This window comes from Azospirillum sp. TSH64 (genome assembly GCF_003116035.1).
Lineage (GTDB): Bacteria > Pseudomonadota > Alphaproteobacteria > Azospirillales > Azospirillaceae > Azospirillum.
In genome coordinates, this window is the sequence record NZ_LGQW01000002.1 from 1 (window position 1) to 19,208 (window position 19,208).

Below are 19,208 nucleotides of genomic sequence, written 5' to 3' on the forward strand. Positions count from 1 at the left end.
CAAGGAACTCATCCAAATCCACCGAGCAGCACGCTGAACGATTCGATCCGCACCCGCGTCACTCACCGGATGCGTACGGACAGCCGGAGCGCGCCGACGAAGGTGGTCGTGTTCCAGTGGCCATGCGGGACCGGAGCGCGGCATCGCTCGCCCCTTGGCGCGCGGCCGTACATCCGGGCCATCTTCGTGGAGGTGCCGCACTCGTCGATGAACACCAGACGCTCCGGATCGAGGTCCGGTTGGCCGTCGAACCAGGCTTCGCGCTGTTCTGCTATGTCCGGCCGGTTCTGTTCGGCGGCATGCGCCGTCTTTTTTTCCGCGTCACGCCGTGGCGCTGGAAGAACCGGCACACGATGCTGGGCAAGGGGCGATAGCCCGTTGCCGCGTCCAGACGCTCGGCTACCTCCGCCAGGGTCAGGTCCGGCTCCGCCGTGATCAGAGCCAGGAGGAACTCCCGGTGCTCATCGATCCGGCGCGAGCGCACGTTCCCGCCGCGCTTGTCCGGTGTCAGGTCACCCCGCGTGCGCGCCCGTGCCACCCAGCGGATCGCAGACGATACGCCAACACCGAAGCGCGCCGCCGCCGCCCGACAGGAAGACCCGGCATGAACGGCATCGACAACGCGCTGACGCAGATCGACGGAAAGCGCCTTGGACATGCGGGCCAGCCTCCTTCACCAGCCCGAATCTTGAATCACATTTCCGACCTCACGGGAATCACCCGATTCACATGCACGTCAATCCGCTCTAGATGTTCCGCCATCGGTAGCCGGGCCAGATGCTACAATTACGATAGGCTACACAATTAGATCAGCATTACTCATTATACATTATGACTGATCATTTCCAAGAAAACATCTATAATGGAACTGATAACTTCTGATGACACATGGCGTGAAACACCATCGTCGTTACCGTAAACTTGGCCAATATGAGGATATATCCAGCGTACAACCTCGAAACTCGGCCAATAATATACATTCTGAAGGTTCTTCTTCATCACTTCATGGACCGCCACCCGCAATATAGATTTGCTCACACAATCGGCCAGGACCGCAGAAGCTCGCTCAAAGCTGACAAGAAGAGGAATCGGAGAAAGAGTAAGGACAATTTTGACATCTGGATTGATAATGCGAATCAATCTGATAATTTCCATTATATTTTGGACATTCTCATCCACTCCGGTCGTTCTAAATGTATAGGATTCTGATAGAATCCGACTCCCAACCCAGGTTGAATTCGGAATAACGGCGTTCCCTCCAAATTCTGCGTCAAAGAATGCCGCTCCTAATCCCAAGGTATATATAAAGCAATCAGCCTTTTTTAGTTGTTCTATAGTTTGTGCTTGAGATAGACCTAGAAGACTTTTCAGATTTTCAGAAGATTTCTCATCTAAATTTATGGTCCCAGAGGCCCATTCAAAAAAAATGCGATTTGTAAAAGTGTTGTTGATATCTTCTCCAATCGGCAGATGCCAGACCGATCGGCCATGACGCTTTAACTCTGCCGCGACATTACCAGCAAAGCAGGAACCAAAAGTCACGAAATGTGCCTCCCGTCCAAGTATTGGAGGAGAGTGGAAGAACTCGTTAGCCACATGCTTTCGAATGACATTGACAAAATTTTCTTCAAGATCTTTTTGTAGCGGATAACGAGCAAACGATTTTCTTCTGCTCCTGGCTTTTGGGTGATTGACGACGACAGTCGAGGAAACAGGAAGACCTGCCGCGACAACAGTCTCCAAAGGCTCTCCCATCCGCGCCAGCAGACTTCCAAGATCGTGTTGCGCCTCCCTATCATTTGGATCAAGCTCTAGCAACCGCTCATATGCTACCCTTGCTTGGGCCCATTCATCCACATACATCGATACCGTAGCCAAAACTCGCCACGCTTCCGTCCAGTGGGATGCCAGCCGAACCGCCCATCTCGCCAAACGAAAAGCCTCACGGTTTTTCGCTGGAATGCCGAGGCTCATTAAACATTTGGCCGCCCGCACCTGGGAGTGGACAGCACCTGGCCTTAGGACCGCTGCCAACATCAATTGATTGGCCATTTCCCTCAAACGGCGCTGGAAATAGAAAATTTCTGCCCGCAACTCGCAGGCCTTTGGGCAGGGTTTGACAGACTCAAGAGCATCGAGGCCCTCTTGATATCGGCCCAGGCGCAGCAGAGATTCCGCCAAGAGAACTCGTGCCTCTGCATCGTCTGGTTTTAGCAGCAAATAGTCGGTTAAGGCTGCAGCCACTTCCTGATCACCGTCCAGTCTGGAGAGCAGAAGCGCCAAGTTGTCACCGTTCATCCCAACCGTCCGTCCATATTCTGATAAGAATTCCTGTATTTCGAGTACCGAGCCGCCAATCCAGTGTACTGACACAGATCAAAGATCATAGACTGTCCAAGCGAAGCAATGCGATGCGTTGAGGATGGGCCACAAGCATCCTCCCACTGCACCCAAGCCCTATCGCTTCGCCACAGATACCATGACACCTCACACTAGACATCAGCACCGCCATCTATGGAGCACAGTGATGAAGCTTGAAGTGCTTATCGAAACCCCGCTCCGGCGCATTCAACCAATGATTGTGGTTGGCTTCAGACCAGTCGTGATATACCCCCTAGGAAAGAAACCGAATACCTCCCTCTTCATAGGCAGAGGCTAACTCTGCAAAAGCCCAAGGTCTCAGACAGGCTGTAAACCTAGACAACTGAGGAGTTAGACCCGTCTTTTGCAGCAACTCTACAGCTTCCTTGCGATTTCCTTGACGCAAGCGCAGCACTGCCATGGAAGAAAGAACCCAATGATTGTCTTCCGCAAGATGAAGGGCGGCATTCATCCATTGCTCCGCATTGCCCATGTCTCCAATTTGGAGCAAAGCTAAGCTCATGGTACTAGCTGCCATTGGATCTTTCTGACACCAGTCGCTTTCCGCATCACCCAGCGGCATTTTCAGCAACTCAACAGCCTTTTCAGGCTGGCCCTCAGCAATAGAGATTAGCCCCAAACCAACTCGTCCTCGCAGTTGGTAAGGGCTGTTTGATCTAGCAGCCTCTCGTTGATAGTGGGTTTTGGATTCGACGAGGTCACCTTGAGCATGCAACACTTGAGCAAGGTCGATTGTTCTCGCGCTGTCATCAGGGTGATGCGCCAAATGGTGACGCAAAGCTTTTTCAGCGGCAGGCCACTCACCCGCGACCAGATAAGCCCAAGCCAATTGATCCATCATGGTCATGTTGTCTGGATCCACGGATGCCAGTGCTTCCAGACAGGGCAAAGCACACGACCATTGCTGCTGCACAATCAAATTGTGCAGCACTTCGGCGATGTGGTCCGAAAAGTTGTCCGGAATGTCAGACGGTGATGGTCGAATCTTACTGGCCAACCTACGGGCCTCCTCGATTCGCCCCGAGAAGCTGAGAGCTATGGTCATTACTGACTGGACCCATGGGAGATCGCTTCCTGCTTGCATCGCTTCTGATGCGAGCCGCAACGCTCCATCACAATCTCCATCCTTTAGTTGGCGGATCGCAATAACGACCAAGCCCAAGGCAAAATAATTGGGTGACACCCGCAACGCTGCTTGTTCAGCAACGGTGCTATCCTGCCCAACGGCTTGAAGCAAACGGATCAGACGAACCTGACCCTCTAGCCGATGAGGCTGCAGATCAACCGCTCTACTGTAAGAAGAAAGCGCATTGGCTATGCTTCCCTCTCGCTCAAGCGCAATGCCCATTTCCAAACAATAATTGGCAAATGTAGACACACGGATATTTTGACGCCATTGCTCAATTGCTTTCGGAGATAAATCAATGGCTGATGCTTTATGAGAAAACATGTATGTACCCTTTGGTGCGCGGAAACGACCGAGGCAGCTCCGACCGTAAGCCACCTCACCATAGCAATAAGGGATACATCAAACCAGAGACTGTCACGAATCAGCACCGCTGTCTCGTCCTGCGCGGACAATGGCTGATACTGCATCACGAGAAAGGTTGGCTTATCAGGGCGCGGAAAAAGGGCTGTGCACGGCTCTCGTGTCGTGATTCCCTCCTGTGAGGGAAAAGGTGATGGGCGAGGGAATGATGCGGGGCTTGGACGAACGTAGCGAGGGTCTTTTCAGCTAAGTGAGCTGCGAGGCGCGGGTTCCGGCGACCCATCCATTGTGGGCGATCCGGCATCGTGGACGAAGCGCTGGAGGTGATGTCACGACCTTTGAGGGTCTGTACCCCAAGATCGGGCAGCCTTCGATCCCACCGGAGAAGCTGCTGCGGGTGTTGCTGCTCCAGGCCTTCTACTCGGTGCGCTCGGAACGGCAGTTGATAGAGCAGCTCGACTACAACCTACTGTTCCGCTGGTTCGTCGGCTTGTCGATGGACGCTCCGGTGTGGGACGTGACGGTGTTCACCAAGGGCCGGGAGCGTCTACTGGCCGGAGATGTGGCGGCCAAGTTCCTGGCCACCGTGCTGGGCCAGCCGAAGGTGAAGGCGCTGCTGTCGGACGAGCATTTTTCGGTGGACGGCACGCTGATCGAAGCCTGGGCCTCGGTGAAGAGCTTCCGGCCCAAGGATAGCAGCGGTGAGGGGCGTAGCTGGCATGGTTTGGGAGTGTCAGGAATTCCGTGCTTGGCGGGGTTATCCTAGAACTGAAGGAGACCCGACATGGCCCGACGCAAAGAGCCCGTTATTCCGGACGCGATCCTCGACCAACTGCTGGCTGGAGCTGACGCCAAGACGGCATTCGACCAGAACGGCTTGCTAGGGCTGGGACTCATAACCAGTAGCAGACGGCAGCGGCGATGCAGACGGCGGCATGGAAGTTTGTGGCCAGCCGGTCGTAACGGGTGGCGACACGTCGGAAATCCTTGAGCCGATTGAACATGCGCTCGATGGCGTTGCGGTTTCGATAAAGGTATGGCGAGAAACAGTTTTTCCAGATGCGGTTGATCTTGGGCGGGATGTTTGGCGCGGCTCCAATCGCCTCGATCTTCCGGCGCACGGCGTTGGTGTCATAGCCCTTGTCGCCATGGATCAGATCTGCGGCGGCGACTTTGTCGAGCAGGGTGTCGGCAGCGACGCAATCCGCGACCTGCCCGCCGGTGAGTAGGAAGGCGATGGGGCGGCAGTTCCGGTCGGTCAGGGCGTGGATTTTGGTGGTGCGACCGCCGCGCGAGCGACCGATCGCTTGGTTCCGCTCCCCCCTTTTCCGCCCGAGGCGCAGCGATGCGCCTTTACGGCGGAGGAATCGATCAAAACCTCCGCGGGCGGTCCTCCGGCGGTGGCCAGAGCGTGAAACAGGTTCGACCAGACACCCTTGGCCGCCCAGCGCTGGAAGCGGTTGTACAGCGTCTTGCGCGGCCCGTAGACCGCAGGGGCATCCTTCCACCGGCAGCCGGAGATCAGGACATGCACGATACCGCTGATGACCCGGCGATCATCGACCCGGGGCTTGCCACGGGTGTCCGTCGGCAGATGTGGTTCAAGCCGCGCAAACTGCGTGTCGGTCAGCCAAAAATAGTCTCGGTCCAACAGCGGTCTCCTTCCGGAGACCTTGAATCACAACCCCGAACCCTTGGGAATCCCTTTATGGGTCCCAGCCCTAGACCAGCTGAAGAAAGCGCTGACGGAGCGTGCTCTGAAGGCGGAGCTGGATCATCACCTGGCCGGTGACGAGAGCGGCAACCGTCGCAACGGCTACGGCCAGAAGACGGTGCTGACCGAGGGTGGCTCGGTGGGCCTGTCCATTCCCCGCGACCGGACGGGAACGTTCGATCCGGCGCTGATCGGCAAGTACCAGCGCCGCTTCCCCGGCTTCGACGAGAAGATCGTGTCGATGTACGCGCGGGGCATGTCGACACGGGAGTCAACCGGCAGCTCTACCGGCGGCGCAACGTAGTCGACCGCTGCGTCGGCTGGCTCAAGCACTGCCGTAATCTCGCCAGCCGCTCCGACAAGCTCGCTCTCAACTTCCTGGCCTGGATCAAACTCACCATAATCCGCCGGTCGCTGCGCAGGCTCTGTCCGTCAGACACTACCCATGCCTTCAGCCAGCTCGGTAAGCAAAAACCGAAGAAGGGGGTTTTTCAGCAGCCTGTTAGATGATAATCATCCTGGTATACGGTCTCATATAGATGGAGCTTAGAGAATGACTTTGGCAATTTACGGCGCTGGAAAAGGTGGCCGCCTTTTGCTTGATGTCGTACGAAGCAATGGAGGAACTGTTGATTTTTTCATTGATGAGCTTATCTCTATCCGTGAAATCGACGGCATACCCATTATAAGGGTATCAGATATCCAGGAAAAAACAAACTTAACAGTTTATTTTACCATTAGTGAAGATCAAGAAGACGTGCATAATTGTGAAAAAAAAGCAATAGATTATCTTCGCGATAGCGGGGTAAGAGAAATCATTACCTGGAGCGGCATTGCAGAAATATATCACGAAATCAAAGAATTTAACGAAAAATGCTATAATACCGTTGATTATCAAAAATTTTGCTATGAACGCCAGAATGGCTTGCGAAAATTCTCAGAAAATATTCCAAACGATAAAGAGATTTCTGAAATAAAGTCCATTCTGAGCGACCAGAAAAGCATTGAATTAATGGGAAAACTTATTCGCCATAGGAAAGAAATGTATGAAGGCCCATTGCTTAATCTTCCAGACCAGTTAACTCATTATTTCCCTAAATCTATTGATATATTTAGAGGAATTAAGCGGCTAAGGTTCGCCGACTGCGGCGCTTTCAACGGTATTACAGCAAAAAACGCTTTAAAGCTTTCTAAGGTTCCTGTTGATTACGTGGCTTCATTTGAGCCATCACCCACTTCATTTTTGAGGCTGCTACAGACGTTTAAGGATCTAAAGCACCTATATCCTCAGACGAAATTTTTTGCATATTCTTGCGGTGTCTGGTCTGGAAATGAATTTCTCCGCTTGGCAAATGAAGGCGTAGAGTCTGCTGCTATAGTTGGAAAAAAGAGCGATGGGTCAGATATTGCTGTTGTATCTCTCGATGCCATTCTGTCCACAGAACCCCCAAATTTCATCAAGCTTGATGTCGAAGGGGCAGAATCGGAAGCTTTGCAGGGTGCGCGTTTCTTGATCTCAGAATATCAACCAACTTTGGCCATCAGCGCGTATCACAAGGGTGATGATCTTTGGAAACTGCCAATGTTGGTCAAGAGCCTGTACTCCGATTATCAAATTTATATTCGACACCATCATTGGAGCCCTTTGGAAACCGTCCTGTACTGCGTCGCTCCGAATGGAACCAAAATTTCAGGGTGAAAATCCTTTCTAATCGTGGTTAGCGGGTCAAGGCGCAGATATCTTGTTAATGCTGCTTTGATCCGCGCTCTCATTTTGGCGCTGCTATACCCAGCACCGGATACCCCTCCGGCAAATCCATTACCTGCGGCTCCGGCATCGGCCCTAGCTCCGCCACCATCGCGCCCCAGGACCAGCCAACCCCGAATCCGGCCATCAGTGTCTTCACCGGCCCAACCGCCAGCACCCCCCCCATGCTGTGGCAGATCGCCAGCGGGATGGAGGCGGAGCTGGTGTTGCCGAAGCCCTGCATGTCGATGACGAACCGGTCGGCCGGCGCCTTGATGCGCTTGCGCAGATGCTCCAGCATGAATGCGTTGGCCTGGTGAAGGACGAAGCGGTCGATGCCGTCCACGTCGGTGCCGGCATGCTCCATCGCCTCGCGCAGCAGCGGCGGCACGGCGCGCAGCGTGAAGGAGAACACCTCCGCCCCGTTCAGCGTCAGGCGCGAGTCGCGCTCCAGCTGAGCGGCTGCCTCCGTGTCAGTGATTCGACCGGCTGTGCCGACCGGCGGGATCAGGCTATGGCGCTTGCCGCCAGACTTGACGAAGATGTGCGGCGCGCCGGCGCCGTCGGTGCCGATCACCACCGGGATGGGGGACGCTGCCGGGTCCACCTCCAGCGCGGTGGCCGATCCGGCATCGCCGAACAGCGGCAGGGTGGCGCGGTCCTCCGGGTGCAGGTGGCGGGTCGGGTTGTCACCGCACAGAACCAGCGCCCGCTTGGCTGTCGATCCGCCCAGCAGCTTTGCCGCGATCCACAGGCCGTAGACATAGCCCGAGCAGCCCAGCGGCACGTCGAAGGCCGCCGCACTGGTCGGCAGCCCCAGCCGGTGCTGCATGATGCAGGCGGTGGCCGGCAGCACGTAATCGGCGTCCTGCGAGACGAAGACCAGCACCTCCACCGTCGCCGGTTCCCAGCCCAGCTGCTCCATCAGCCCTTCAGCCGCGGCGAGGCAGAGATCCGACGCGCAATAGGGATGCTGCAGCACGCGGCGTTCCTGGACGCCGATGGTGGCGGCCAGCTTCTTCGCCTCCTCCACCGTGAACATGCCGGGGTCCTCGACGAAGGAATGGCGCTGGGGCGGCACCACCGCGCGCAGGCCGGCGATCCGGATGCCGTCGATGATGGCTTTCATGGCTGTCCTGTCCTTCGCGTCTTCGCAGCCCGGCAGGGGCGCTTGTCTCGGCCGGTGTCCGGCACCATAGCGCACAGTGACGCCGGATTGGTTTCCGAAAGATTGATTGCGCCGCATGGCTCCGCCGTAACCGCTGCTGCCGATCGGGAAAGGGGCATGGCGCCCGGCACCAAAAGGCCGCAGCCCCGGACGCGCTGATGTCGGCCGCCCGTCGTGCTATGGTCCGCATCCCGATCCGCCACCACCCTGGATTTCCTCACCATGACAGCCGCCTACAACCCCATGGACCTGACCGGCCGCCGTATCCTGGTGACCGGGGCGTCGGCCGGGATCGGCCGGGCGACGGCGGTGGTGCTGGCGAAGCTGGGCGCCCGGCTGGTGCTGAACGGCCGCGACGAGGAGCGGCTGGCAGAGACCGCCGACCGTCTGGAAGGAGACGACCACGCCATCGCCCCCTTCGACCTGTCGGACCTCGAAGCCGTGCCCGGCTGGGTAAAGGGGCTGTGCGCCGACGACGCTCCCCTCGACGGCATCGCGCACTGCGCCGGCATCCAGGCGCTGCGGCCGATCCGCATCTTCTCCGCCGCCTTCTTCGACGAGGTGATGCGGGCCAATCTGGGCAGCGCCTTGGCACTCGCCCGCGGGCTGCGGCAGAAGGGCTGCCATGCCGAGCGGGCGGCAATCGCGCTGATCTCCTCCACCGCCGCCACGGCGGCCTCGCCCGGCAACGTCGTCTATGCCGCCAGCAAGGGCGGCATCATCGCCGCCACCAAGGGGCTGGCGGTGGAGCTGCTGAGCGACGGCATCCGCGTCAACTGCGTCGTTCCCTCCATCGTCGAGACCGAGCTGATCGAGCGCGGCAAGCAGAAGCTGACCGCCGAGCAGTACGAGCATCTGCGCACGCTCCAGCCGCTGGGCTTCGGCCATCCCGACGACATCGCCCACATGATCGCCTATTTGCTCGCCGACACCAGCCGCTGGATGACCGGGTCCATCGTCACGGTGGACGGCGGCCGCACCGCCTGAGGCCCCGCGATGCCGAACGAAGCTCCCGAAAGCCGCCGGCCCGAAACCCGCTGGTTCCACCTCTGCCTGGCGGACAACCTCGCCAGCCCCAACGCCTTCGTCACCACGCGGGTGGGGGCGGTGCCGCTGGTGGTGCAGAACATCAAGGGGCGGGTGGTCGCCTTCCGCAACGTCTGCACCCACCGCTTCGCCGTGATCCATGGCGAGCCGGCGGGCTGCGGCCCGCTGCGCTGTCCCTATCACGGCTGGAGCTTCGACGCCGACGGCCTGCCGGTCGGGCTGCCCTTCAACCCGACCGACTTCCAGCTGGAGGCGGAGGGGCGCCGGCGCCTGGCCCTGCACCCGGCCTCCCTGGCTCGCTGCGGCCGGCTGGTCTTCGTCCGGGTGGCCCTCGACGGTCCGTCGCTGGAAGAGGAGTTGGGCGCCGACCTCTTCGCCCGGCTGGCCGCTTTGTCCGACGCCTTCCCCCACCGCGGCGTCGCGTTGGAGCCGGCGGACGGTTGGGAACGCATCGAAGCCGCCAACCTGCGCATCCATCGGGCGCCGGACGGTGCTCTGGTGCTGCACAGCGCCGCGCCAGACGGTGCAGACAGCCGCTTCTCCCGCACCGTCACCCTTTATCCCGCCACCGCCCTCACAACCGCCCCAACAACCGCCGATGCGGAGCTGCCGGCATGAGCGCGCATTCCGTCCACAGCATCGTCCCCGAAAACGGCGCCTTCCTGCCCCACAGCCATTTCTGGACAGAGGAAGCCTTCGCACAGGAGCGTGAGCGGCTCTTCGGCCGCTGCTGGCTCTACATGGGCGTGTTCGACGCCACGAATGTCCTGACCGCCGAGATGGCCGGGCTGTGCTTTGAACTGCGGCGCCAAGGCGAGGCCATGGACGGCGTCTGCCGCGACGGGGATCGGGTGCGGCCCCTGCAGATCGACCGCTGCGGCGCCCTGGTCTTCGCCCGCATCGCACAGGACAACGGTCCCACCCTGGCTGAACATCTGGCGCCCTATGGCGAGCGGCTGGCGACGATGTCGGCCAACTGCCTCAACCCGCAGGCCCCGGTCGGCATCGCGTTCCAGGCCAACTGGAAGGCGCTGGTCGAGAACACGATGGACGATTTCCACGGCTCCACCGTGCATCCCGACACCATCCATCCCGCCGTGCATCCCGACTGGCAGAACGGGCTCGTCACCGAACGCCATGGCGCCAACAGCGACTCCCGCTGGCTGCTGGCCGACGGCACCGCCGGCTGGTGGGCGAAGCTGGACGCCAAGCTGCGTATGCGCCGCTTCGCCGAAGAGCCCGTCTACCGCCACATTTTCATCTTCCCGAACTTCTATCTGGCGACCTTCTACGGTGCCACGGTGATCCCGCACCGGGTCGATCCGGTCGCTCCCGATTCCGCGGTCCTGCGGTGGCAGCTGTTCCTGCCCACCACCCGGCTGGAAACGGCGCGCGAGCAGGCCTTCCACCGCTCCACCGCCGCTTATCTGATCGAATCCGCCAGCACTGTGATCGCCGAGGACCGCCCGGTCTGCGAGGCGGTGCAGCAGGGCCGCCCGGGCATCGCGGACCTTCCCCACATCACCGGCATCTACGGCCGGCGCGAGCGCCGCATTCTCGACTTCCATCAGGCGATGCTGCGCCAGTTGGGAGAGGCTGCATGAGCGGAACCCTCACCTTCATCGAGCCGACGGAGGACCACGCCCAACTTATGCTCGACTGGCGCACCCGGCCCGACATCGCCGGCCAGATGCTGAGCGTCGTACCCTATGACGTGGAGCGCCAGAAGGCATGGCTGCGGCGCTGTGCGGAACGGGACGACTATGTCCACCGCATCCTCTGCGTCGACGGCGTGCCGGCCGGCCATGTCTCCATCACCATCACCGAACCGGAGTGGCGGATCGCCACCATCGGCGTGCTGATGGGCGAGCGGGCAGGGCGGACGGGGGCGGCCCCGCTGAACTTCGCCTACATGCTGAACCACGTCTTCTTCACGCTGGGGCTGCGCAAGGTGGTGAACCACATCCTGGGCACCAACAGCCCCCGCCTGCTGAAGGGCCAGCCGATGATCGGCTACCGCCCGGTCGGCGTGCTGAAGCGCCAGGTGGTGAAGGACGGGCAGGAGATCGACCTGCACATCTTCGAAATGCTGGCCGAGGACTGGCTGGCGGTGCGCGACCGGTTCAGGGTCTATCAGGACATGGACGGGCGGGAGTGGCGGTGAGGGAGAGAACGCTATCATTGAAATCGATGCAATCACGACCTAACCTTCTTCCCAACATGCCGAGGAGCACAGGATGGCCAGCCTCACGATTCGGAACTTGGAGGATCCGTTGAAAGCCCGGCTGCGGATCCGTGCCGCCCATCACGGGCGTTCCATGGAGGATGAGGCCCGCCACATTCTGCGTGCAGCACTTACGGAAGAGCGGCAGCCGGTTCCGGATCTCGGTGCAGCAATCCACCGGCGCTTCGCGCGGCTCGGCGGCGTCGAGGTAACGGAGGCAAGACGGGAAGCCCTGCGACCTCCGCCCAGCTTCGACTGATGATCGTCCTCGACACGAACGTGCTTTCGGAACTGATGCGCCCGGCCCCGTCCGAAGCCGTACTTCGCTGGTTCGCCGGACACCCCGCCACCACCCTGTTCACGACGACGATCACCCAAGCGGAAATTCTCTTCGGTCTCGCCCTGCTGCCGGAGGGGCGGCGGCGAAGCGACCTGCTGATGGCGGCGGAGCAGATGTTTGCCGAGGACTTCGCCGGCCGGGTGCTGCCCTTCGACAGCATGGCGGCAAAAGCCTTCGCGCCCATCGCTGCGGGACGACGGCAACAAGGCCGGCCAACCGGGGCCTTCGATGCGCAGATCGCTGCTATCGCTGCATTCCGTGGCGCTTCCTTGGCAACCAGGAACGTGGCGGATTTTCTGGATTGCGGGGTGCCAATCATCAATCCGTGGGAAAGTTAAAGTCAGCCGCCCTGCCAGACCGCGACCATTTTCCCCTCAACTCGCTGCCCCCGGATGCGGAGAAGCGGCGCAGCGCCGACATCCAGAATGTTCCCGTCGATCCGCGGCTCTTCACACCAATGTCGGCGGACTGACCGCCTTACCCCCGCAGCACCCCCAGCGGCGCCCCCTGGAATCCTGGAAAGCCGCGCGCCGCCGGTGCGCCGATCAGTTCCGACAGCACCGTCCGGTAATCGGTGGTGACCGCCAGATCGACGCCGCGGTCCAGCTGGTGGCTGGCCAGCCCCGGCCAGCGGCCCAGCATGCGCCCGCCCGCCACCCGGCCGCCCAGCACCAGCATGGCGCCGCCATGGCCGTGGTCGGTGCCCTGGCTGCGGTTGCCGCGCAGGCGCCGGCCGAACTCGCTCATCACCACCACCGTCAGGTCGCGCTCATAACGCAGGGTATCGGCATGGAAGGCGGCAAGCGCGCGCGACAGCTGACCGGCGGCACTGGCGAAGCGCCCCTGCTGGTTCTCGTGGGTGTCCCATCCGCCGACATCGACGCAGGCCGCCCGCAGGCCGATGTCCATCTTCAGCATGCGGGCCACCGTCTGCAACGCCCGCCCGGCCTCGGTCTCCTCATAGACGGCCCCGCCCTCCGCGTCATAAGCGGCGACCTTGCCGCCAGCCTCCCGAGGCAGCCGGCCATCGACCGCCGACAGCCCGTCGAGCGCCGCCCGAGCCGCCCGCTCATAGGCGCCGTCGCCCTGCCGGCAGAGCGCCGCCAGCACCGCCGCCGCCTGCGGCCCGCCGGGAGGGGCCAGCCCGCCGCGCAGGTCGGGCACGGCAAGCGCGCCGCCCATACCGGCCAGGGCGGCGGCCGGAGCAGCGGCGGTGCCGATGGCCGGAACGCGTCCTTGCAACCCCTCACCATGCCCGCCCTCGCCAAGCCAGCGGGCGACCCAGCCGCTGCCGGTGCGGGCAAGGTCCTCCTCGCGGGCGATGCCGCGCTCCATCAGGTCCTGGGCGACGAAATGGCTGCGGGTGCCGTCGGTCAGCCCCACCGCATGGACGATGGCGAGCCGGCGGGCGGCATACAGCTCCGCCAGCGGGGCGGCGTCGGGATGCAGGCGGAAGTCGAGGGAAGGGGCCAGCGTCTGGTCCAGCCGGATGCCGGCCTTCGGCCCCTCCGCCATCACCCGCAACTCCGGCGTCCGCGCGGCGCGATAGTCGGGGTCGTCGGCCGGCGCCACCAGTGCCAGCATGTCCGCCCCACCGCGCAGGAACACCACCACCAGCGTGCCGGCCGGCGCTTCGGTAGAAAATCCATCGGCGGCAAAGGCGAGGCTGCGGACGCCGGGCAGCCCCGTCAGCACGCTCCCGGCCAGCCCGAGACCGGCCGCCAAGCCGCCCTGCATCACACCGCGGCGTGAAATCGTCATGGCTCAAGCCTCCCTCAACGCTGGTTGAAGCGTGGCGCCATCGCCACGAAGGCGGCGACCCGCCGCAGCCGGCCATCGTCGGTCTTGGCGCCCGCCGTCGTGCCGGGCGTCAGAATCGCGTCGGCCGCCAGCCCCATGCCGGACAGGATGGCGGCGGTGGTCGCCCGCTCCGGCTCGCCGCCATGCAGGATCTCCTGCCAGCGGTCCACCGCCGCCGCGGCCGACAGCGGGGCCGGGAAACGGGCAGCGAGGTCGATGGCCCCGGTCTCCCAGCGGTTCTCCGCCAGCCCGAGCAGCAGCGACCAGCGCCGGCGCATGGCGGCGGCTCCCAGCCATGCCTCCATCCGGTCGGGATGGCCGACCGGGGCGGGCCAGCCGAACAGCCGCTGGCCGCTGCCGTCCAGCTCGCCCAGCAGGGCGTTGGTGGGGACGAGATCGATGCCGGCGCCGCGGGCGAAGGACGCCACCAGCTCCAGCGGGCGCTTCACCTTGGCATCGCGGATCCGGGCGAAGTCGGGGGACAGCGCGATGGCGCGGACGACGCGGGCGATCTGGTCCGGCTTGCTGCGGCTCTCCGTCCACACCCGCGCCGCCAGGGCGACCAGCCCGGCCGGCGGATCGTCGGCGACCAGCCGGCGGCACAGCGCGGTGCAGAGGTTGCGCGCTGTCGCCGGATGGTCGGCGACGAGGTCGAGCACGCGGCGCCCGTCGTCCATCGGCGACTGGAAGGGGTCGAACTCCCGCCCCAGCACCCGCTTCTGGTAACTGTCGTGCCAGCCCTCGACATAGGTGAAGCGGCCGGTCACCGGCAGCCTGGCATCGCCGCCCAGCCCGGCGCCGTCCTCCAGCGTCCAGCCGGTGAAGGCGCGGGCGGCCTCGTAGACATCCTGGTCGATGTAGCCGTCGGGGGCGCCGCGCAGCGCCCCCGGCACGTCGCGCCAGCGGTTGTAGAGCGCGTTCAGATAGGCGTCGCGCCCCAGCCCGTGCAGCTCGAACAGTTCGCGGGCGTAGTTCTCGTTGGCGGCGCCGGCACGGGACGAGCGGTTGTTCAGATAGACCTGCATGGCGCTGCTGGTCGCCACCGCCTCCAGGAAGGCGCGGAAATTGCCCAGCGCATGGCGGCGGATCACGTCGCGGTCATAGACGGGGAGGGCGGCGGCCACCGCCGGCTCGCCCGCCGCGTTGACGTTGAAATGGTTGTGCCAGAAATCGACCAGCACCTCGCGCAGCTGCCAGCGGCTGTGGACGGCGCGGATCAGGGTGGCGGCTGCGGTCTCCAGCCGCGGCCTCTGCCGCTCCGGACCGGCGACCGCCGGACGGTTGGCGGCCAGCGGCCACAGCGCCTCGATGGGTTGGCTCAGGCAGGCCAGCGGCCGGTCCTCGTCCACCGCTTCCCAGCCGTCCCCGGCGGGATAGCGGATGCGCAGCCTGGCAGCTGCGAGATGGCGCTCGACCTCGGGGTCGTCATGACCATCGGAGGAAAGATCGGGAGACAGCTGCCGGTCGAGCCAGCGGGCCAGCCAGTCGGGCCGGCCGGTATCGATATCACCGGCGCCGATTTCCGCGGTTCGTGGACCGAAGGCAAGCCGGCCGAAAACGACGGCAGGGGGAATCGTCATGGTGCCGCCCATGGTGGATGAACCTCCGACGACCAAGCCCCCTGCCCGATGATGACAGACCCCCAGTTCCCCGGACAGCGACAAAAAAGCGGCGGCAGGGGGGAGACGGCGTCAGCCCATCATTCCCCGCCACACCGCGTGGAACTGCTGGATGCGCTCCTCGTTCAGGCCGAGCATCGCCGGGCGGTCCGTCTGGCGGCACCCCCGGAAGGCCAGCTCCGACGCCTCTTGGTCCTCGCGCAGCAGGGCGACGTTGAGGTCGCGGGCACCCTCCTCGATCAGGCGGCGGGCGGCGGGACCGCCCCTGCCGGCATCGCCGTCCGGATCGGCCAGGAACAGGCGGAGGCTCAGCGCGCAGCGGTCGGGCCCCCGCGGATCGTAGGTCTGGACGCTCATCACAGCACCGCGGGTGAAGCCGATCTCCAGGTTGGGGAAGATGTGCAGGTGGTCGTACTCGCGCAAAACCGGGCTGGGGCGGAAGCCCAGCCGGTCCGACACGCCGTCCCACCAGCGGGCACTCCTGTCCGACACCGACGTGACGCCGCGGGAATGGGCGCCGTCATAGTCGCAGCGCCAGTCGCCCTTCACCAGCTTGCGGAAGGTGGTCGGGTGGGTGAGGTCGGCGTGATAGACCTCCAGCACGCTTTCCACCCCCATCTTCCAGTTGGCGGCCCACTCCATCGATTGCTCGTCGAAGGAGCGGACGAAGATCTCCGAGGCATGGCGCAGCACGTCGGCAGTGACGCCCAGCCAGTCGTCGAGATCCGGCCCCTCCGCCGCCACCCGCAGGAAGACGAAGCGCCCGCACACCCCCACCGCCACCGGGGTCAGGGAGCGGCCGCAGCGGCCCTCCCGGTCGAGACCGAAATTCGCCTCGTTGCCGGGGATGCCATAGGGCACGCCGTCGCGGTCGAAGGTCCAGCCATGATAGCCGCAGCGCAGCATGCCGTTGCCGCGCTGCGCCCGGTGGATCAGGGCGAAGCGGTGGGTGCAGACATTGCGGAAGCCCCGCAGTTCCCCCTCGAAATTCTGCACCAGCACATCCAGCCCGCCGATGCGCCGGGTCAGATAGTCGTTGGGCCGGGCGAGGTCGTCGGTGAAGCCGGCGAAAACCCAGGACCGGCGGAAGACCCGCTCCTCCTCCGCCCGGAAGATCTCCGGGTCGTGGTAGGCGGCGGGGGCGATGCCGGGAACGGCCTTGGCGGCGAAGAAGGGGAGGGGGCTTTCCATGATGCAGGAAGGGTAGCCTGCGCCCCGCCGGCCGGTCCAGGGCACAGCGGGTCGCAGGCACTCTCTCCCCTCACGGCCGGAACAGCGTCGCCTCGATCCCGCGCAGCCCCGTGGCGTCGCAGATGTAATAGGCGACCATGGCACGGCCGTCCGGCAGCACCGCCGCCCAGGGATATCCCAGATCCGGTGCCGGCCCGTCGTCGCGCAGCACCAACTCCGTCCCCTCGTCCGGCTGCTGGCGGCGCGGGTCGTAGAGGCGGGCGCGGACTCCATAGGGCGCATGGCGGTAGCCGCCGGCGAGCAGCAGCCGGCCATCCGGCAGCGGGCAGGCGTCATAGGGATGGCCGACCACCGCATGGCGCCGCCAGGGCTCCCAGCTGTGGCCCATGTCGGTGGAGCGCGAGGTCGCCAGATGGTCGTCCAGCCCGGTGGTGCGGTGGAAGGCGTGCAGCACGCCGTCGGCGTCCAGATGCAGCGCCGTCTCGCAGAAGCCGGCCCTGGCCTCGGGATCGATGGCGATGACCGCCCGGTGCCCCCAGCTTTCCCCCCGGTCGGTGGAGGCGAAGAGATGGCTGGCATAGGTGCCGGTGGAGGGGTGGTGGGTGTAGCCGGTCTGCAGGATCGTGCCGTCCGGCGCCTCCACCGCCCGGCCGCGCACCGCCCCGCCATGGAAGGGCCGCCGGCCCGGCACGATGTCGGGATGGCCGGGCAGCGGGGGCAGGTCGCGGTGCGCGGTCCAGCTCCGCCCGCCATCGTCGCTGTGCCGGCTGTAGCCGCCCCAGAAGATGTAGAGGTCGCCGGTCTTCTGCGGGTTGCCGGTCAGCCCGATCCCCAGCGCGCGCAGCGCGTCCCCCTGGGACGACGGCACCGGATACCAGCGGAATCCGGTCAGCAGGATGCGGCCGTCGCGAAGAATGAGCAGGCTGGCGTCCTGGTCGGCCGCCTGCGGATCGGCGGGCAGGGCCGTTTCCTCTCCCAGCGGCTCCGCATCGGGGCCGAGCCGCAGCAGGACGGTATGGGAGCGGGAATCGAGATGGTCGACATGGTTGAACCCGGTCTCTCCCGCCCGGTATTCTGCCCCGCGCAGCCAGCGATGGTCGCGGGCCCGCCGGAAGGCCAGCAGCATCGTTCCCTCCTGTCCCGGCACGGTCGGGGCCAGCGACGGGAAGGACGCATAGAAACGCGGGTCGCGGTACAGCACGCGATGCTCGACACCGGTCATGGCCATCGGATTCCCTGCCTTCTTCAGTCCTCACAAGACCGCAAGGCTTATAACCCGTAACGCCGCGCCTCGGCAGCAGAGCGGCAAGGCGAAGGCCGACGGTTCCGGCCCGACGGCCCGCAGGGGCTGGAGGCGGCGGGAGTTTCGGCGGACGGGCTGGCCCCTTCGTGAACCGGCTCTCCGCGGCGGCCTGAAGCCCCATCCCGGTCCTTCCCCATGAGGGGGACTGGACGCCGGTGGGCGGGGGCTGATAGGCGATAGGGCCAACCGCACCTGACACAGAACAGCCCAGCCTATGCCCGGACACCGCCCCTACCGCCTGCACCGACCCTGGACCGTGCTGGGCAGCCGCGAGCTGCTGGACGCCGATCCGTTCCTGAAGGTCCGGGTCGAGACGGTGGAGCTGCCGGACGGGCGGCGGATCGACGATTACTACCAGTTCGACCAGCCCTCCTTCGCCTGCATCTTCGCCGAGACGGCGGACGGGCGGATCGTCACCTACCGCCAATACCGCCACGGCCCGCGCAAGGTCGGGCTGGTGTTTCCAGGCGGGCATCTGTCGCCCGGCGAGGATCCGCTGGCCGCCGCCAGGCGCGAACTGATGGAGGAGACGGGGATGGAAGCGGAGGCCTGGACCGACCTCGGCGCCTATATCGTCAACGCCAACCAGGGCGGGGCCTGGTCGCACATGTTCCATGCCACCGGCTGCCGCCGGGTCGCCGATCCGGTCTCCGACGATCTGGAGGACACCGAGATCCTGTTCCTGACGCGGACGGAGCTGCAGGAGGCCATCGGCCGCGGCGAGATGCATCTGCTGACCCAGATCGCCCTGGTCAGCATGGTCTGGCAGGCCGAGATCGCCCGGGCGGTCTCCCGTCCCCAGTCACCGGACACAAGCAGCCAAGGATAAAGCCGGATGATCCGCTCTCCCCATATGCCCCTGATGGCCGCCCTGCTCCTGGCCGCCGCCCTCCCGACCGCCTCGCCCGCCGCCGCCGAGCCGATGAAGGGCCGCTACGAGCTGCGCTGCCAGGACCCGCAGACCCGGCAATGGACGGTCGCCGGCCAGGTCACCGACCCGGAGATCGCAGAACAGCCGGCAGCCGGCGGGAAAGCCGGCGGACGCGTGGTGCGCGGCACCGGGGCGGACGGCAAGCCGGTGGCGCTGCCGATGCCGTCGGACCGCACCTGCATGCTCAGCGCCCGCTGACCGTCAAACTGTAACATCCCCGCGGTAGCTTCCCGACGCTCGCCAAGAACAAGGC

The 19,208-nt window shown here is 63.8% G+C and carries 18 protein-coding genes and 2 pseudogenes; 11 read left to right on the top strand and 9 right to left on the bottom strand.

The window, feature by feature from the left end:
* Window positions 1-271 precede the first annotated feature (271 nt).
* The 3 genes from TSH64_RS00335 to TSH64_RS00345 all read right to left on the bottom strand — a co-directional run bounded on the left by TSH64_RS00335 (window position 272) and on the right by TSH64_RS00345 (window position 3,832).
* A complete protein-coding gene (locus tag TSH64_RS00335; protein WP_109095180.1) occupies window positions 272-658 on the bottom strand; it encodes an IS630 transposase-related protein in 387 nt (128 codons plus the stop codon).
* A 164-nt stretch (window positions 659-822) separates the two neighbouring features.
* A complete protein-coding gene (locus TSH64_RS00340) occupies window positions 823-2,298 on the bottom strand; it encodes a GSCFA domain-containing protein (protein ID WP_109095181.1) in 1,476 nt (491 codons plus the stop codon).
* Between the two features lie 316 nt (window positions 2,299-2,614).
* A complete protein-coding gene (locus TSH64_RS00345) occupies window positions 2,615-3,832 on the bottom strand; it encodes a tetratricopeptide repeat protein (RefSeq protein WP_109095182.1) in 1,218 nt (405 codons plus the stop codon).
* Between the two features lie 289 nt (window positions 3,833-4,121).
* Here TSH64_RS00345 and TSH64_RS00350 point away from each other — a divergent pair.
* A pseudogene (locus TSH64_RS00350) lies at window positions 4,122-4,577 on the top strand (transposase); the annotation flags it as partial.
* Window positions 4,578-4,764: 187 nt separating this feature from the next.
* Here TSH64_RS00350 and TSH64_RS00360 read toward each other — a convergent pair.
* A protein-coding gene (locus TSH64_RS00360; protein ID WP_109095184.1) for an IS5 family transposase occupies window positions 4,765-5,522 on the bottom strand; the annotation gives its coding sequence in 2 pieces (ribosomal slippage) (window positions 4,765-5,189 and window positions 5,189-5,522; 759 coding nt in all).
* 70 nt (window positions 5,523-5,592) lie between these two features.
* On the opposite strand from TSH64_RS00360, the pseudogene TSH64_RS00365 reads away from it, so the two are divergent.
* Both TSH64_RS00365 and TSH64_RS00375 read left to right on the top strand, forming a co-directional pair.
* Window positions 5,593-5,862: pseudogene (locus TSH64_RS00365) on the top strand (transposase); the annotation flags it as partial.
* Window positions 5,863-6,138: 276 nt separating this feature from the next.
* Window positions 6,139-7,284 carry an FkbM family methyltransferase gene (locus TSH64_RS00375; protein ID WP_109095185.1) on the top strand — a complete coding sequence of 382 codons (1,146 nt, stop codon included), beginning with the start codon at window positions 6,139-6,141 and terminating at the stop codon, window positions 7,282-7,284.
* Between the two features lie 70 nt (window positions 7,285-7,354).
* On the opposite strand, the gene TSH64_RS00380 is transcribed toward TSH64_RS00375, so the two are convergent.
* The gene (locus TSH64_RS00380; protein WP_109095186.1) at window positions 7,355-8,461 is read right to left on the bottom strand and encodes a ketoacyl-ACP synthase III; all 1,107 of its coding nucleotides are present in this window, start codon (window positions 8,459-8,461) and stop codon (window positions 7,355-7,357) included.
* Window positions 8,462-8,722: 261 nt separating this feature from the next.
* Between TSH64_RS00380 and TSH64_RS00385 the strand changes: the two genes are divergently transcribed.
* From TSH64_RS00385 to TSH64_RS00410, 6 genes are all read left to right on the top strand, one after another.
* The gene (locus TSH64_RS00385; RefSeq protein WP_109095187.1) at window positions 8,723-9,487 is read left to right on the top strand and encodes an SDR family NAD(P)-dependent oxidoreductase; all 765 of its coding nucleotides are present in this window, start codon (window positions 8,723-8,725) and stop codon (window positions 9,485-9,487) included.
* A 9-nt stretch (window positions 9,488-9,496) separates the two neighbouring features.
* Window positions 9,497-10,165: a Rieske 2Fe-2S domain-containing protein gene (locus tag TSH64_RS00390; RefSeq protein WP_109095188.1), complete on the top strand. Its 669-nt coding sequence runs from the start codon at window positions 9,497-9,499 to the stop codon at window positions 10,163-10,165.
* Complete coding sequence (locus TSH64_RS00395) at window positions 10,162-11,151, top strand: RHO alpha subunit C-terminal catalytic domain-containing protein (RefSeq protein WP_109095189.1); 990 nt, start codon at window positions 10,162-10,164, stop codon at window positions 11,149-11,151. Before TSH64_RS00390 ends, TSH64_RS00395 begins: the two co-directional genes overlap by 4 nt.
* Window positions 11,148-11,711 (top strand): GNAT family protein, encoded by a 564-nt coding sequence (locus tag TSH64_RS00400; RefSeq protein ID WP_109095190.1) that lies wholly within the window; start codon window positions 11,148-11,150, stop codon window positions 11,709-11,711. The genes TSH64_RS00395 and TSH64_RS00400 overlap by 4 nt, the downstream gene beginning before the upstream one ends.
* A gap of 73 nt (window positions 11,712-11,784) precedes the next feature.
* Window positions 11,785-12,030, top strand: a complete 246-nt coding sequence (locus tag TSH64_RS00405; protein ID WP_109095191.1) for a plasmid stabilization protein — start codon at window positions 11,785-11,787, stop codon at window positions 12,028-12,030.
* Window positions 12,030-12,449, top strand: a complete 420-nt coding sequence (locus tag TSH64_RS00410; RefSeq protein WP_109095192.1) for a type II toxin-antitoxin system VapC family toxin — start codon at window positions 12,030-12,032, stop codon at window positions 12,447-12,449. Before TSH64_RS00405 ends, TSH64_RS00410 begins: the two co-directional genes overlap by 1 nt.
* Before the next feature lie 139 nt (window positions 12,450-12,588).
* On the opposite strand, the gene TSH64_RS00415 is transcribed toward TSH64_RS00410, so the two are convergent.
* The 4 genes from TSH64_RS00415 to TSH64_RS00430 all read right to left on the bottom strand — a co-directional run bounded on the left by TSH64_RS00415 (window position 12,589) and on the right by TSH64_RS00430 (window position 17,943).
* Window positions 12,589-13,872 (bottom strand): DUF1501 domain-containing protein, encoded by a 1,284-nt coding sequence (locus tag TSH64_RS00415; protein ID WP_109095193.1) that lies wholly within the window; start codon window positions 13,870-13,872, stop codon window positions 12,589-12,591.
* Between the two features lie 14 nt (window positions 13,873-13,886).
* A complete protein-coding gene (locus tag TSH64_RS00420; RefSeq protein WP_247872678.1) occupies window positions 13,887-15,491 on the bottom strand; it encodes a DUF1800 domain-containing protein in 1,605 nt (534 codons plus the stop codon).
* A 111-nt stretch (window positions 15,492-15,602) separates the two neighbouring features.
* On the bottom strand, window positions 15,603-16,721 hold the full coding sequence (locus tag TSH64_RS00425; protein WP_109095195.1) for an SRPBCC family protein: 1,119 nt from the start codon (window positions 16,719-16,721) through the stop codon (window positions 15,603-15,605).
* A gap of 70 nt (window positions 16,722-16,791) precedes the next feature.
* Complete coding sequence (locus TSH64_RS00430) at window positions 16,792-17,943, bottom strand: sialidase family protein (protein ID WP_247872679.1); 1,152 nt, start codon at window positions 17,941-17,943, stop codon at window positions 16,792-16,794.
* A gap of 295 nt (window positions 17,944-18,238) precedes the next feature.
* On the opposite strand from TSH64_RS00430, the gene TSH64_RS00435 reads away from it, so the two are divergent.
* Together TSH64_RS00435 and TSH64_RS00440 are read left to right on the top strand one after the other, a co-directional pair.
* Window positions 18,239-18,853, top strand: a complete 615-nt coding sequence (locus TSH64_RS00435; protein WP_109095197.1) for an NUDIX hydrolase — start codon at window positions 18,239-18,241, stop codon at window positions 18,851-18,853.
* Between the two features lie 6 nt (window positions 18,854-18,859).
* Window positions 18,860-19,153, top strand: coding sequence for a hypothetical protein (locus tag TSH64_RS00440; RefSeq protein ID WP_109095198.1), 294 nt, complete (start codon window positions 18,860-18,862; stop codon window positions 19,151-19,153).
* Window positions 19,154-19,208: the final 55 nt, after the last annotated feature.